The following is a 15350-nucleotide window of genomic DNA, read 5'->3' on the forward strand; positions in this document are numbered from 1 at the left end:
CGATGACCACCTTCCTGCTGCTCGCCGCCTCGAACATCTTCATGACGATCGCCTGGTACTGGCACCTGAAGGGCGGCATGCACAAGCCCCTGCTCACCGTCATCGTGATCAGCTGGGGCATCGCCTTCGTCGAATACTGCCTCGCCGTCCCGGCCAACCGCATCGGCTTCGCCAGCGGCTGGAGCGCCGGCCAGCTGAAAGTCATGCAGGAGGCGATCGCCCTGGTCGTGTTCGGCGTCTTCATGGTGACCGTCCTCGGCGAACCGGTCTCGTGGCGCCACCTCGGCGCTTTTGTCTGCATCATGGCGGCTGTGGGTTTCCTGTTTGTCGGCAAATAGCCGACGAATCGATCGATCATCTGATTGTTTCCCCCGAAACAATCGTCAATACGATTCATCCTGGATAATCAAGATCAATCGCTTGAGCGATTGGCGCCCGCTGCTCATCAAGCTCTCCGATCTGCCTGAGAATAAATACGCACAGTGACGCTACGTGACGGCACTGCAGGCAGACTACGATAACTCCGGAGACACTATGAGCCACCCTGAGCGCCGCCCCCGTCGGCATGCACATCCATTCCCCTTGACCGCCACCGCGCTTGCCGTGGCTGCCCTGTTCGGCCAGGCCCAGGCGCAGGCGCAGTCACAAGAATCTGCACAGACGCAGCAAGCAGCGCAGGAACAGCCCCCGGCGGACAACACCAGCACCGTGGTCGTGACCGGCTTTCGCGCCAGCCTGAACAGCGCACTGAACGTCAAGAAGAACAGCGACGGCATCGTCGACGTCATCAAGGCCGAGGACATCGGCAAGTTCCCGGACGCGAACCTGGCCGAGTCGCTGCAACGCGTGCCGGGCGTCGCGCTGCAGCGCGGCGACGGCGGCGAGGGCAAGCAGATCAGTGTGCGCGGCCTGAACGCCGGCTTCACCCGCGTGCGCATCAACGGCATCGAAGCCATCTCGGCCACCGGCGCCTCGGACATCAACGGCAGCACCAACCGCTCGCGCGCCTTTGACTTTTCGGTGTTCGCCGCCGAGCTGTTCAACAGCCTGGAAGTGCGCAAGACCTCGGAAGCGGCGATCGAGGAAGGCTCGCTGGGCGCCACCGTCGACCTGCGCGCCGCGCGCCCCTTCGACTTCAAGGGCGAGACCATCACGGTGAGCGGCCAGCAGGCCTACAACACGCTGGCGCACCGCTCCGCGCCACGCGCCACCGCCCTGTATTCGAACCGTTGGGACACCGGCATCGGCAAGCTGGGCTTCCTGGTCTCGGGCGCCTATTCGAAGCGCCATGCCACCGAAGAAGGCTACGAGGCGGTGGAAATGCTGTCGGCGAACGCAGACGGCGGCTTCTGCTCGCCACTGGGCGCCGTCCCCCAGAATCCAGCCAATTCTGCGGTAAAGGGCATCAGCGCCGCCAACTGCGGATTCAACCTGCCGCGCACCTCGACCAGCGCCGCCTACAACGACGTGTTCGGCCGCACCGACAATTACGGCGGCACGGTCGCCAACCCGGCGCCGGGATCGGGCGCCTTCCACCCGCGCATCCCGCGCTACCGCCGCTCGGTGGCCGACTACGAGCGCGCCGGCCTGACCGCGGCCTTCCAGTGGCGCCCGCGCGCCGGCACCGAGCTCAACCTCGACCTGCTGGGCGGCGACTTCAAGAACGACCGCTACGACAACTACATCTCGGCCATCTCCTTCGGGCGCAGCCTGGCCGCCGCCAACGGCAAGCCGCAGACCTCGATCGTCGAATCCTCGTTCAACGGCAACGGCAGCTGGGAGTACGGCAGGTTCAACGGCGTGGACATCCGCTCGGAAGGCTTGCTGGACGTGAACAACACGAAGTTCCGCCAGCACGTGTTCTCGGGTAGCCACAAGCTCACCGACACCATCAAGCTCGACTTCATGAGCGGCATCTCGCGCTCGAACCTCGACTCACCGATGCGCGCGACCGTGCAGATCGATTCCCCGAACGCCAACGGCTTCGTGTTCGACTTCCGCCAGAACCGCAACGTCCCGACCCTGAACTTCGGCATCGACGTCGCCAACCCGAACAACTTCAGCTGGGGTCCGGTCGATCCGGACGGCACCGTGCACGGCCAGTTTGTCGGCCGCAAGCTCCAGACCGGAAACAAGCTCAAGACCAATGCCGTCAACGCCAGCTGGGAGCTCAACCAGAACCTGACCCTGCGCTCGGGGCTCTCGATGCGCGAGAACACCTGGACCAACCTCGAGCTGGGCTCGGGCGCGCCGAACGGCCTGCCCAATCCGCCCGGCTTCCAGATGGGCAGCGTAACGCGCATGATCAGCAATTTCGGCCGTGGCCTGGAAGGCTCGGGCTATCCGAGCCAGTGGGTGGCGGTCGACCTGGACAAGTTCAGGAAGGTGTGGGACATCGAGTGCCACTGCGCCGCCGTGCCGGGCTCCGAATACCAGCTGCTGACCCAGTCGAACCGCCGCGTGGTCGAGAAGATCGATGCGCTCTACCTGTCGGCCGATTTCAACTACGACATCGGCCCGGTCACGCTGCGCGGCAACGCCGGCGTGCGCGCCGCCGAGACCCGCGCCACCGCGGCCGCACTGGTGAACGGCGGCGGCACCCTCACCGAAGTCAGCTTCGACAAGAAGTACCGCGACTACCTGCCGGCCCTGAACCTGACCGCGCAATTGCCGAACGACGTGTTCCTGCGCTTCTCGGCGGGCAAGACCCTGTCGCGTCCCGAGTACGTCGACCTGGCGCCGTCCGCGACGGTCAACGTGCAGGCACAGACCGTCAGCATCGGCAGCCCGGGGCTCGACCCGATCCGCGCCAAGACCTACGACCTGCAGGCCGAGTGGTACTACGACAAGAATGCGATGGTCTCGGTGGGTTTCTTCCGCAAGGACATCGACACCTATATCCAGCGCATCAGCGAGCGCCTGCCCTACAACAGCCTGGGCCTGCCGGATTCGCTGCTCACCGGCGGCGGCTGCTCCTTGAGCGGCGGCACCCCGGCCTGCCCGACGCTGCCGGGCACGGTGGTGACGGTGAGCCGCGCGGCCAATACGCCGGGCGGCCCGCTCAACGGCTTCGAGTTCAACCTGCAGGCGCCGTTCAACTTCCTGCCAGGGATGTGGAGCAACTTCGGCCTGCTGGCCAACTACACCCGCGTGAAGTCGACCATCACCTACGTCACACGCACCGCCACCGCCACCCTGCCGGCGCTGACGATGGACGCCAACCTGGTGGGCATGTCGCCGAAGGCCGGCAACCTGACCCTGTACTACGAAGACCCGAAGTTCAGCGCGCGCATCTCGGCGGCGCACCGCTCGTCCTACCTGTTCAACGTGCTGGGCGACGTGAACGGCCACGACACCACCTTCGTGGACGCTGCGACCAACCTGGACTTCTCGATGTCGTACAACCTGACGCCGAACCTGCGCGTCAGCCTGGAAGGCTCGAACCTGACCGACGAACCGCTGCGCTATGGCCGCGATTCGCGGCGTAACGATACGCTGCTGTACGCCCACTCGGGCCGTACCTTCGCGCTCGGCATGTCGTACAAGTTCTAAGCCTTTCCTCCCTCAGTCCGGCGCGACGACGCGCCGGCGCTGAACAAGCGGCGTTACGACGACCCGGCCATCGTCCCCGGCGACGGTGATCTGCGCCTTGTCGACCAGCGCCTCGTCGTAGCGGATCGCCAGCACGAAGCGGCGCACCCTGCCGTCGGGGCCGATGTCGCGCTGGTCGTAGCTGAATTCCCAGCCGCGCCGGCCCCATGAGATCGCGATGCCGATGACACCGTCGCACTCGCCGCGACGCCAGGGGATGCCGTGTTCGCCCGCCGGTCCGGATGCGGCGGCGATCTTCAGGTAATCGACCAGCCGCGCAAGGTCGAACACTTCGAACACCCGCGCCAGGGTCCGGTTGCGGAAACCGCGCCACCCCGGCACCAGGAACCAGTGCGGGCATGGCAGCTCGTCGAGATAGGTGTTCAGCGCCGTCCCGCACAACACGCACTGGTTGTGGCGCATGCCTTCGCGGATGACGCTACTCAGGGAAGCAAAGTCCATCCGGCTACCATACAGCAACGTCAATACAGTTCCATCCCGGGCACTGAAACGATCAGCTCCCTGAGCGATTCCCCCGGGCCGGCGCCGCCGGGTGTCCACTTCCCGCAACACCGCACGCCGCGCGAATTTCTGACGAAGCTCCTGCGCGTTTGCGTCCGCCGCATTACACTACGCGCTTCCGAACGACCGTTTTATAAGGATTTCCATGAGCGCTTACCTGCAGGGTCAGGATCCGGCTGCCAACGATGCCCCGAAACCCGTCCGCAAGGCCGTCACCGCGCCCGCGCTGCTGGCCATGCGCGCGGCCGGCGAGAAGATCGCGATGCTGACCGCCTACGACGCCAGCTTCGCCTCGCTGATGGACCGCTGCGGCGTGGACGTGCTCCTGATCGGCGACTCGCTGGGCATGGTCTGCGCCGGGTACGATTCGACCCTGCCGGTGACGGTGGCGGACGTGGCCTATCACACGGCCTCTGTCGCGCGCGGCAACAAGCTGGCCCTGGTGCTGGCCGACATGCCCTTCGGCAGCTACACGACCCCGGTCGAGGCCTACAACAACGCGGTCACGCTGATGCGCGCCGGCGCCCAGATGGTCAAGATCGAAGGCGGCGCCTGGCTGGCCGAGACCGTGCGCTTCCTGGTCGAGCGCGGCATTCCGGTGTGCGCCCACATCGGCCTGACGCCGCAGTTCGTGCACGCCTTCGGCGGCTTCAAGGTGCAGGGCAAGACCGACGCCGCGGCCGAGCAGCTCAAGGCCGACGGCCTGGCGCTGCAGGCGGCCGGCGCCTCGCTGGTGGTGCTGGAAGCGATTCCCGCGGCGCTGGGCAAGGAAGTCACCGAACTGCTGTCGATCCCGACCATCGGCATCGGCGCCGGCCCGGACTGCTCCGGCCAGGTGCTGGTGATGCACGACCTGCTGGGCGTCTTCCCAGGCCGCAAGGCACGCTTCGTGCGCAACTTCATGGAAGGCCAGACCAGCATCGATGCGGCCGTGGGCAGCTACGTGGCCGCGGTCAAGGACGGCAGCTTCCCGGCGCCGGAACACTGCTTCTGAAAGGAAGAACATGGACGAACAGGCGAAACCTCCCACCACCCGTCTGTTCCTGGCCCTGTGGCCCGATCCGGCGCTGCGCCATCTCCTGACCGGGTGGCGCGACGCATGGGTCTGGCCGAAGGGCGCCGCCCCCGTCCATGCCGACAAGCTGCACGTCACCCTGCACTTCCTCGGCGGCCTGCCGAGCGACCGCCTGCCCGAGCTGCTGGACGGCCTCAAGGTCCCGTTCGAGCCCTTCCGCCTCGACCTCATGCGCGCCGCGCTGTGGCACAACGGGATCGCCGTGCTCGAACCGGATCTGACGCCGCCCGGCCTCGCGGCCCTGCACACGCGGCTGTCGGACGCGCTCGTGGCCCTGGGCCTGCAACCGGAAGCGCGCCGCTACCGTCCGCACGTGACGATGGCGCGCCGTGCCGCCGGCGCCACCGTTCCCACGGACGGTCCGCCGGTCCTGTGGGATGTGCGCGGCTATGCGCTGGTGGAATCGAAGAACGGCGTCTATACAATGCTGCGCGATTACGCTTGATTAGTCATCGGGATCGTCCTCGGACGCATCGTCGAGCTCCTTCTCGAAGGTCTTGCGATCGTTGGCGTTGACGCGGAGGACCCAGCCGATCACGGCCAGGAGCAGGATGGAGCAAATCATTGCGCTCATCTTGGGCCTCCCCTTATTTACGCTGGCATGTCGGTCACCCTGAGCACGTTCTGGTCGATCCTCATGCGGCAGGTCGTGACAGTCTACATGCGAATGGGAGCTCAGGCCTGACGCTTGATGATCCCGGCGCTCATCGCGATCACCAGCCCGGACAGCGACAACATCCCGAGCGCCACCATGACGCTCGCATGCGAGGCGATGTAGCCCAGCACCGGCGGCGCCAGCAGCAGGCCGCCATAGCCCAGGGTCGCCACCGCCGCCACGCCCGCGCCAGCGCTCATGCCCGGGATGCGCGAGGCCGCGCCGAACAGCAGCGGCACCACGTTGGCCGCGCCGATGCCGATCAGGGCGAAGCCGGCGGCCGACAGCAGGAAGTGCGTGCTCAGCACCGCCGTGGCCAGGCCGGCGAACATCGCCAGCCCGCCCAGCACCATCACGCGCATCGCGCCGAAGCGCAGGATCATGCGGTCGCCCGCAAAGCGGCAGGCCGCCATCGCGATCGAGAAGGCCGAATAGGCCAGCGCCGCTTGCGCCGGGACGGCGCCGGTGCGTTCCTGCATCAGGAGCGCGCTCCAGTCCACCAGCGCGCCCTCCACCGCGAAGCACAGCAATGCCAGCAGGCCGAGGCTCAATGCAGCGCCGCGCGGCAGCTGAAAGTGGCTGCCCGCTTCATGCGTCGGTGCGAAGGCCATCACACGCGGCGCAGCCAGTGCCAGCCCGACGGCGGTGACGATGCCCATCACGAAAGCACCCTGGCCGTCGCCCCAGCCCTGGCTGATGAACACGCCGCCCAGCGCCGCGCCGACCAGGCCGCCGAGACTGAAAAAGCCGTGGAAGGACGACATGGTCGGGATGCCGCGCGCGGTCTCGACCTCGCTGGCATTGGCGTTCATGGCCACGTCCAGCGCCCAGTTGCTGATGCCGAATGCAAAGGCGGCCAGGAACAGCAGGCGCAGGTCGCTTACGCCCATGATCACCGCCAGCAGCGCGGCAAAGGCAAAGCCCGACAGCAGGGTCATGCGGCGCGTGCCCCAGCGCGCGGTGAAGCCGCCCATCAGCGGCATCGCCAGCAGCGCACCGGCCGCGATGGTCAAGAGGACCATCGAGAGCGTGGCCGTGTCGATGCCGGCGCGCGCCTGCACCACCGGCACGTGCGCGGCCCACAGGCCGATGCCGGCGCCGTTGAGCAGGAAGACGGTCGAGATCGACCAGCGTGCAGCGGAGAGTGAAGAGGGATTCTGATTCACGTGCGGGTCCTGGATGCAATGCGAAGATCGAGCCCTGGATGCGCCTGGCGCAGGCGGGCAATGGTGTCAGGAGGAGCGTCCGCTTCGAGCACGAGGTAATCGAGTTCGCCCAGCCGCGCGAAGGCAAACGGCGCGCTGTCCGCCAGCCGTTCGTTCAGGACGGCGGCCGCCCTGCGGGTACTGCCGGCCACCATCGCGGCCTTGATCGTCGCTTCCTCGGCGTCGGAAGCCGCCAGCCCGCGCTCGGGATCGAGCGCGCAGATGCCGACGATGCACAGGTCTGCGCGCAGCTGCTGCAGCTCGGCCAGGGTCCAGGCACCCAGCACCGCGCCGGCGGCGGCAACGTAGGTCCCGCCCAGCAGCACGATGCGGGTGCGGCGGAAGTCGCCCAGCGCCAGCGCCAATTGGGGGCTGTTGGTGACGATGGTCGCGGCTTGGCCGTCTTCCAGCAGGCGCGCCAGCGCGAGGTTGGTGGAACCGGCGTCGATCAGCACCGTGTCACCGGGACGGATGCACTCGCGCAGCGTTTGCGCCAACGTGCTCTTCCTCGCGAGGTCGCGCTCGATACGCTCGCCGAAGCTGGCTTCGCGCGTGCGCCGCATGGCGCCGCCGTGCACGCGGCGCAGCAAGCCGGCGGCGTCAAGGTCGCGCAGGTCGCGCCGGATGGTGTCTTCCGATGTGTCCAGGCGCTGGGCCAGTTCGGCGGCCAGCACCCTCCCTTCCCGCTCGACCGCTTCGAGGATGGATTGCCGTCGTTCTTCTGCTAGCTGCATGTTCGCTCCTGATGAATCCGCGTGATTCTACGCGAACATGCAAAAACACGCACAAAAACGCAAAAACACGAGAATTTACTGCCTGATTTTGCTGTCGTGCATACAACATCTTCCCTCTTCAGCCGTATGCGGGCTGCCGAGAAGTTGTTAAACTTCATTTACTTTAGTAAGAGAAACATCATGGACAAGTCCGCCTCCATTCTCATCGTCGACGACTATCTCCTGATCCGCACCCACGTGCGCCAGGTGCTGGCGGAACTCGGCTTCCTGAACGTGTTCCAGGCCGATAACGGCAAGACCGCGCAGGACCTCATGCGCAAGCAGCAGATCGACATCGTCGTCGGCGACTGGGGCATGCCGGTGATGAGCGGGATCGATCTGCTGAAGTGGATGCGGACCGACCACCGCTACGCCGGCACGCCGTTCATGATGCTCACTGCGGAGGCCAATCCGCAATCGGTGCGCACCGCCTTGCAGGCCGGCGTGAACGCCTACATGATCAAGCCGTTCACGGTACACAGCTTCGCCTGCAAGTTCATGAGCATGCTGGGCGTGCAGCTGGAGTCTGCACCGAGCCCGTTCGCGCGCCAGGGCCTGTCCGCCCCCGCCCCGGCGCCGAAGCCGGCAGCACCTGCACCGGCCGCGCCGACGCCGCGGGCCGCCTCCGCGCTGCCCGAATCGAACGTTATCGGCCTGGATGCGCCGATCGGCGAGCGGGTGAAGAAATCCACGGTGCTGATCGTCGACGACATCCCGACCAACATCGAAGTGCTGGCCGGCGTGCTGAAGGACGAATATGCGATCAAGGTCGCGATCAGCGGCAAGAAGGCGCTCGAAATCGCGGATGCCTTCCACATCGACCTGATCCTGCTCGACATCATGATGCCGGTCATGGACGGCTTCGAGACCTGCCGCCAGCTCAAGGCCAACCCAAAGACGGCGCACATCCCGATCATCTTCCTGTCGGCGCGCGACGGCACCGAGGACGTGGTGGCGGGCCTGCGCCTGGGCGCAGTGGACTACGTGTCCAAGCCGGCCGACCCGACCATCCTGAAGGCGCGCCTGTCGGCGCACCTGCTGCTGGCCACGGCCATGCAGGACATCAAGCGCCAGAACGAACTCCTGATCGAGAATGCGCGCCTGCGCGAGGACGTCGAGCGCATCACGCGCCACGACCTGAAGAGCCCGATCGCCGTGGCGCTGCACGGCAGCCAGGCCCTGCTCGTCAGCCCGCTCACGCCAAGCCAGCGCGAGCAGGCCCACATGATCGAGACCGCGGCCGAGAACGCGCTCGAGATGATCAACCGCACCCTCGACGTCTACAAGATGGAGCAGGGCACCTACCAGCCGATCATGCAGATGTTCGACCTGGGCGAGATGCTGGCGCGGGTCTGCCAGCAGGTCCAGTTCACCTTCGACAGCAGCGACGTCACGGTCAGCTACGACAAGCTGGACGACGTGATGTGCCTGGGCGAGCCTTTGCTGTGCTATTCGCTGTTCAACAACGTGCTGAAGAACGCGATCGAAGCCTCGCCGCCGGGCGGCCGTGTCACTGTGAACATCGCACCGGGCTACGGCAACCTGCACGTCATGATCGACAATGCCGGCGAGGTGCCGCCGGCGGCGCGCGAGCGCTTCTTCGAGAAGTACGCGCCATCGGACAAGATCGGCGGCAACGGCCTGGGCACCTACTCGATCCGCCTGATGGCCGAGGTGCAGGGCGGCAGCGTCAGCATGGACACGGGCCACGGCCGCACGCGACTGACGATTACCCTGCCCTGCCCTTGATGCGGGATGCACGCCATCGGCCGGCGTCGCCTATCTGCAGTTCGGACAGCGGATCCTGCAATTCGTGACACGGGAGCCCCGCTGCGGCCGCTCCCGCGCGAGACTAGCGACATGAAAACATCGCCTTTCCTCCCAACCCGGCTTGGCCTCATGTGGCGGATCTACATCGCCGCCTGGCTGGCGTACGGGATTTTCATCTCCTTTGCCGACCAGCTGGACAATCTCGCCGCGGGCCAGCTCGATACGACCCGCTATGTGCTGACCCTGGCCAGCCTGCTTCCGTCCGCGGTGCTGCTGGCACTGGCCTGGCCGCTGACCGGCGCCATGGAGCGCCGTGGCTACCGCCTGCCCAGGATCATCGGCATCCACATCGTGGCAGCCTTCGCGTTCTCGATCGTGTCGCAGACGCCCTTCTGGATGGCGTTCAGTGTCGCCAAGCCGGTCAGCTGGTACGTGTGGCCGCTGCTCTACCACGTCATGACCTACCTGCTGGGCGCGGGCATCTTCCACATGATCCGCGCCGGCGAGGCCGCGCACCGCCAGGCGCTGGCGATGAAAGACGCGCAGAACCTCCTGATCGCCTCGGAGCTGAGCGCGCTGCGCAACAAGCTCAATCCGCACTTCCTGTTCAACACGCTGCACTCGATCATCGCGCTCACCCAACGCAACCCGGCGGCCGCCGAGACCGCACTGTTCCAGTTCTCGGACATGCTGCGCTACGTGCTCGACACCGAGCGCAGCGGCAGCGACCGTGTGACGCTCGATGCGGAGCTCGATTTTGTGCGCGACTACCTCGAGCTGGAACAGCTGCGCCTGGGCGAGCGCCTGCACGTCGAATGGGACCTCGACGAGGAAGCGGGCGACCATCCGCTGCCGGCCCTGTCCCTGCAGCCGCTGGTCGAGAACAGCATCAAGCACGCCTTCAATCCGCACAGCCGGCCGGGCGTGCTGCAGATCCGCACGCGGCGCGACCCCGGTACCGGCGCGCTCACCATGACGGTACGCGACACCGGCCCGGGCGCCGACCCGGCCTCGATTGCCGCCTCGTCCGGCCTGGGCCTGCGCACCATCGAGCGGCGCCTGCAGCTGGACTACGGCAGCCGCGCCGCACTGTGCGTGCAGAGCGCGCCGGATGAGGGCTTCTGCGTGTCGGTGACCATTCCCGCGGTCCGCGAGGAGATCTACGCGTCATGAACATGAGCACGAAAACCACCTTCTTTGCCGAAGACGAGCCGCTGGCGCGCGACCTGCTGCGCGACGCCATCTATGCCCATCCGGGGCTGCGCCTGGTGGGCGAAGCGATGGATGGCGCCAGCGCCCTCACCCAGATCGAGCACCTGCGCCCCGAGGTGGTGTTCATGGACATCCAGATGCCCGAGATGACCGGGCTGGAAGTGCTGCGCCGGCTCGACTACCTGCCGAGGATCGTGTTCACCACGGCCTATGACCAGTACGCGGTGACCGCCTTCGAACTGAATGCGGTGGACTACCTGCTGAAGCCGTTCACGAAAGCGCGCTTCGCCGCCGCCGTGGAGCGGCTGCTGGAGGGCCCGGCGCATGGCCGTGAATCGCTCGGCCTTGCACTGGCACAGGCAAGCGCCAATGTCCCCCTCGCGGCCCGGCTGGAGCGCATCCTGGTGCGCGACCGCGGCCGCATCTTCCCGCTGGCGACTGGCGACATCGAATACATGAAGGCCGACTCCAAGTACACGGTGATCGCGGCGCGCGGCCAGAACTTCCTGGTCCGGATCGGCATCTCGGAGCTCGAAGCCCAGCTCGACCCGGCGCGCTTCGTACGCATCCACCGCTCGGCCCTGGTCAACCTCGACTTCGTGGAATCGATGCGGGCGGACGACCAGTCGCAGCTGCAGATCCACATGCGCGACGGGACGGTGCTGGGGGCGAACCGGGACGCCTCGAAGATCCTGCGCGACATGGCAATCTGAGGCGGCGCGGGCTGCGCCTACCTGGCCAGGTGCCGGCTGACGGCCGCTGTGACGTCCTGCGGGCTGACCGGCTTGACCAGATGGTCGTCGAATCCGGCCTCCAGCGTGGCGCTGCGGTCCTGCTGCTGACCCCAGCCCGTCACCGCGACCAGTGCCACCTTCCTGCCCCAGTCCTGCGCCCGCACCCAGCGCGCCACCTCGATGCCGTTGGCGTGCGGCATGCCGATATCGAGCACCAGCGCATCCGGCCGCCATTGCTCCGCCATCTGCATGGCCTCCCTGCCGTCGTAGGCCACCTGGACCGCATACCCCTCCAGGCGCAGCACATCCGCCAGCAGGTCGGCGGCATCGATGTTGTCGTCGGCCACCAGCAGGCGCACATGCGTGCCGGCCGCCGGGACCGCCCCCGCCGGAGCCTGCTCCTCTGCAGCGCCGGGGTCCATGCACGGCAGTTCGACGCGCACCGTGGTGCCGCGCCCGCTGCCTTCGCTGGAGGCCTGCGCCGTTCCGCCGTGCAGGTCGACGAGCTTGCGCACCACCGCCAGGCCGATGCCGAGGCCTTCCGCGCCGCCGCTGACCTTCGACTGCCCCTGCGAGAACATCTCGAACACCGATTCGAGCTGGTCCGGCGCGATGCCGGCGCCGTTGTCGCTGACGGTGACGACGGCGCGCCCCTCCCCGCAGGCGGCGCGGACCGTGATGGCGCCGTGCGCGGGCGTGAACTTGGCCGCGTTGTTCAGGATATTGCTGATGACCTGGGTCAGCCGGACCTCGTCGCCCAGCACCATGATGGGTGACGCCGGCAGGTCGAAGCGGATGTCATGGCCGAGCGATTCGATCAGGGCGCGCGTGCTTTCGTAAGCCAGTTCGATGGTGCGGCGCAGGTCGACAGGCCGGGTGTCGAGCACGATGCGGTTGAGGGTAATGCGGCTCAGGTCGAGCAGGTCGTCGAGCAGGCGGCCCATGTGGCGGGTTTGGCGGGTGATGACGTCGCGTGCCTTGCCGATGGTCGCAGGCGAGGCCACATGGCGCAGCATCTCGACCGAATAGCCGATCGCGGCCATCGGGTTGCGTAGTTCGTGCGCCAGCACCGACAGGAATTCGCTCTTTTGCCGGTTCGCCTTTTCCAGTTCGCGCTGGACGTTCTTGAGCGCGCTGACGTCCATGATGGCCGCAACCGCCCCGCGCACCCGTCCCTGCGGGTCGAACAGCGGCGCCGCATTGACCAGGATGGTGAGCGAGCGGCCGTCGGGGAACTGCACGTCGAGCTCTTCGCCGCGCACCGGCTTGCCGAGCCGCGCCGCTACCCGCATCGGCCAGTCGTCCGGCTCGATGGGCTCGCCGGCGCGCAGGTAGCGATAAGGGCGTTCCTCGGTGTCGATCCGCTCGTACCCGACACCGTGGTCGACGCCGAGCAGTGCCGAAAAATAGGGCGTGATGCTGATGTGCCGTGCTTCGGCATCGCGGCTGATGGCGATGCCGACCGGCAGCACATCGAGGATGGCCTGCAACTCTTCCTGCTGCTTGCGTTGCGCTTCCTTGGCTAGGACCTCGGCCGTCACGTCGCGCAAGGTGCCGATGACGAGGCGCTCCCGGCTGCCGTCGTGCTGCAGCAGCTTGGCGCTGCCGGCGATCCAGCGTACCTGCCCGTCCGGGCCCAGCACCCGGAACTCGGCGGCCACACGGCTGGTCCCGTCCAGGACCGTGTCCCACAGGGCTTGCAGCCGGACGGCGTCTTCGGGATGCACCTGCGCCAGCGCCTCCACCGGGCTGGCATGCACGAAGCCGGGCGGGTGGCCGAACATCGGCCCGGCTTCAATCGAGCAGGACAACTGCATCGTTGCGAGGTCGAGCTGCCAGGTGGCCATGCCCGCCGACTGCAGGGCGACCTCGAGCCTGGCCTTGGCCAGCGATTCGCGCGCCACCGATGCCTGCAGCCTGGCGCGGTTGTTGACCCGCTCGAAGCAGGCGAGCACGGCGAAGGGCACGCGCGGGTAATGCTTGGGCGTCTTGGTGATGTAGTCGTCCAGCCCCTCTTTCATGGCATCGACGGCGACTTCCTCGTTGCCGCTGCCGGTGAACATGATGACCGGCGCCGAGGGGTAGCGCCCCTTGATGTCGCGCAGCACCTCGGTGCCGACCGTCCAGCGAAGCCGGTAATCCGTCACCGCGACGTCGAAGCCGCCGGCACCGAGCGCTTCGGCCAGCGCAGCGGCATCGCTGATGTGGCGCACCTCGACCCGTTCGATGCGCAGCCTGAGCTCGCGCTCGACCAGGGCCCGGTCGTCGGGATTGTCGTCGATGAGCAGGACCCGCAACGGCCCGTGGGTGGACAGGATGTCAGGCACTTGGCAGCTCGATCCAGAAATTCGACCCGATTCCCGGCGCCGACTCGACGCCTACCGTTCCCTGCATGCGCTCCACCCCTTTCTTGACAATCGCCAGGCCGATGCCGGTGCCCGGATACGCTTCTTCGCCATGCAGGCGTTCGAACACGTTGAACACGCGCTGGCGCGCCTCGTCGGCCATGCCGATGCCGTTGTCCTGCACCTCGATGCGCACGGCACGCCCGTGGGCCCGCGCCACGATCTGTACGGCCGCGTGGGTGTCGGGCCGCACGAACTTGACGGCGTTGCCGAGCAGGTTGGCCAGGGCTTGCACCAGCACCGCCCGGTGCGCCCGCACCATCAACTCCTCGGGTATGTCCACCTGAATATCGGCCGCCAGGCAGGCCGGTTCGCCCTGCAGGGCGGCGCGCGCATCCTGGACCACGTCGCGCAGCGGCAGGACGTCGATACTGATCTCGGCGCGCGACAGCCGTGCGAACTCGAGCAGGTCCGACACCATCAGGTCGATGCGGCGGGCAATGGCATTGATGCGGTCGACGTACTGCTCGAAGTTGCTGAAGTCGCGCGCCGACAGGTCCTGGCGCAGCGCCGCCGCATAACCCTGGATGGTGCGCAGCGGCTCGCGCAGGTCGTGCGAGACCGAGAAGCCGAAGGTTTCGAGGGCCTCGTTGGCCTCCTGCAGCTGCCGGGTGCGCTCGATGATGCGCTGTTCGAGCTCGGCGTTGAGGCGGTGGATCTCGGCCCCGGCCCGGCGCAGCGAGGTAGCGTCTTCGACGATGCCGTCGATGGCATCGTGGCCGTTGACCTTGACCCGCACCAGCTTGACGACGTAGAAGCGGCCGGCCTCGTCGCTTGCGCCGAGCTCGGCCTGCAGTTCGGCGGCATCGGATACCGCTCGCAACTGCGGCAGCCGGCTCGTGACCTGGTCCAGCAGCGGATGACGCAGCGAGTCCGGAGCACTAGGGTCGCCGCCCAGCATGGTCCAGAAGGCGCGGTTGGCTTCCTCCAGCCTGCCCTCGAGCGACATGCGGAACACGCCGAGCTGGATGTTTTCCAGCAGGGTGGCCAGCCGGGTTTCGGAGCGAATCGCGCGCGCGCGGATTTCCTTGCGGTCGAGGCAGGTGCGCACGGCCACCGGCAGGCGCGCATAGTGGCGCGGGCTCTTGATGACGTAGTCGTCGAGACCGAGCTTCATCGCCTCGACCGCGATTTCCTGGGTGCCGGTGGCGGTGAACATGATGACCGGCATCTGCGCGTCGAAGGCCTTGACCTGCTTGAGGATGTCCAGGCCGGTAATCCAGCGCATCTGGAAGTCAGTGATGACGAGGTCGACGCGCAGGCCGGACTGGAGTTCGCGCTCCCAGCCGGCACGGTCGCCCACTTCGCCAATGGAGCAACCGGGCAGGTGGCGTTCCAGCTCGCGCCGCGCCAGGGCGCGGTCGTCTGGATTATCGTCGAGCAGCAGTATGTTCAGTGTCATCGTTTG

Annotated in this window: 13 protein-coding genes; 7 read left to right on the top strand and 6 right to left on the bottom strand. The window is 67.0% G+C overall.

Annotated features, from left to right (window positions below):
• Window positions 1–2: 2 nt before the first annotated feature.
• Both MA09_RS17835 and MA09_RS17840 read left to right on the top strand, forming a co-directional pair.
• Window positions 3–338 carry a DMT family protein gene (locus tag MA09_RS17835; RefSeq protein WP_036251428.1) on the top strand — a complete coding sequence of 112 codons (336 nt, stop codon included), beginning with the start codon at window positions 3–5 and terminating at the stop codon, window positions 336–338.
• Window positions 339–534: 196 nt separating this feature from the next.
• Window positions 535–3552, top strand: coding sequence for a TonB-dependent receptor (locus MA09_RS17840; protein WP_081897666.1), 3018 nt, complete (start codon window positions 535–537; stop codon window positions 3550–3552).
• Between the two features lie 12 nt (window positions 3553–3564).
• On the opposite strand, the gene MA09_RS17845 is transcribed toward MA09_RS17840, so the two are convergent.
• Window positions 3565–4053, bottom strand: a complete 489-nt coding sequence (locus MA09_RS17845; RefSeq protein WP_036251432.1) for a hypothetical protein — start codon at window positions 4051–4053, stop codon at window positions 3565–3567.
• 205 nt (window positions 4054–4258) lie between these two features.
• Here MA09_RS17845 and panB point away from each other — a divergent pair, with 205 nt between their 5' ends.
• A complete protein-coding gene (gene panB, locus MA09_RS17850) occupies window positions 4259–5107 on the top strand; it encodes a 3-methyl-2-oxobutanoate hydroxymethyltransferase (RefSeq protein WP_036251434.1) in 849 nt (282 codons plus the stop codon).
• Between the two features lie 10 nt (window positions 5108–5117).
• Window positions 5118–5633, top strand: coding sequence for an RNA 2',3'-cyclic phosphodiesterase (thpR, locus tag MA09_RS17855; RefSeq protein WP_036251436.1), 516 nt, complete (start codon window positions 5118–5120; stop codon window positions 5631–5633).
• On the opposite strand, the gene MA09_RS25475 is transcribed toward thpR, so the two are convergent.
• The 3 genes from MA09_RS25475 to MA09_RS17865 all read right to left on the bottom strand — a co-directional run bounded on the left by MA09_RS25475 (window position 5634) and on the right by MA09_RS17865 (window position 7782).
• Window positions 5634–5762, bottom strand: coding sequence for a hypothetical protein (locus MA09_RS25475; RefSeq protein WP_267872583.1), 129 nt, complete (start codon window positions 5760–5762; stop codon window positions 5634–5636). It abuts the gene before it with no gap.
• A gap of 101 nt (window positions 5763–5863) precedes the next feature.
• Window positions 5864–7009 carry an MFS transporter gene (locus MA09_RS17860; RefSeq protein ID WP_036251440.1) on the bottom strand — a complete coding sequence of 382 codons (1146 nt, stop codon included), beginning with the start codon at window positions 7007–7009 and terminating at the stop codon, window positions 5864–5866.
• On the bottom strand, window positions 7006–7782 hold the full coding sequence (locus tag MA09_RS17865) for a DeoR/GlpR family DNA-binding transcription regulator (RefSeq protein ID WP_036251441.1): 777 nt from the start codon (window positions 7780–7782) through the stop codon (window positions 7006–7008). Before MA09_RS17865 ends, MA09_RS17860 begins: the two co-directional genes overlap by 4 nt.
• A gap of 180 nt (window positions 7783–7962) precedes the next feature.
• On the opposite strand from MA09_RS17865, the gene MA09_RS17870 reads away from it, so the two are divergent.
• From MA09_RS17870 to MA09_RS17880, 3 genes are all read left to right on the top strand, one after another.
• Window positions 7963–9570 (top strand): response regulator, encoded by a 1608-nt coding sequence (locus MA09_RS17870; protein ID WP_051933562.1) that lies wholly within the window; start codon window positions 7963–7965, stop codon window positions 9568–9570.
• Between the two features lie 150 nt (window positions 9571–9720).
• On the top strand, window positions 9721–10764 hold the full coding sequence (locus MA09_RS17875) for a sensor histidine kinase (RefSeq protein WP_036251442.1): 1044 nt from the start codon (window positions 9721–9723) through the stop codon (window positions 10762–10764).
• Between the two features lie 2 nt (window positions 10765–10766).
• Entirely contained in the window at window positions 10767–11516 is a 750-nt protein-coding gene (locus MA09_RS17880) for a LytTR family DNA-binding domain-containing protein (RefSeq protein WP_036251445.1), read from the top strand.
• A 17-nt stretch (window positions 11517–11533) separates the two neighbouring features.
• Here MA09_RS17880 and MA09_RS23810 read toward each other — a convergent pair whose 3' ends face one another.
• Both MA09_RS23810 and MA09_RS17890 read right to left on the bottom strand, forming a co-directional pair.
• Window positions 11534–13864 (bottom strand): hybrid sensor histidine kinase/response regulator, encoded by a 2331-nt coding sequence (locus MA09_RS23810; protein WP_051933564.1) that lies wholly within the window; start codon window positions 13862–13864, stop codon window positions 11534–11536.
• Complete coding sequence (locus tag MA09_RS17890; RefSeq protein ID WP_036251447.1) at window positions 13857–15344, bottom strand: ATP-binding protein; 1488 nt, start codon at window positions 15342–15344, stop codon at window positions 13857–13859. The genes MA09_RS23810 and MA09_RS17890 overlap by 8 nt, the downstream gene beginning before the upstream one ends.
• Window positions 15345–15350 lie beyond the last annotated feature (6 nt).

The organism is Massilia sp. BSC265, assembly GCF_000740675.1.
Taxonomy (GTDB): domain Bacteria; phylum Pseudomonadota; class Gammaproteobacteria; order Burkholderiales; family Burkholderiaceae_D; genus Telluria.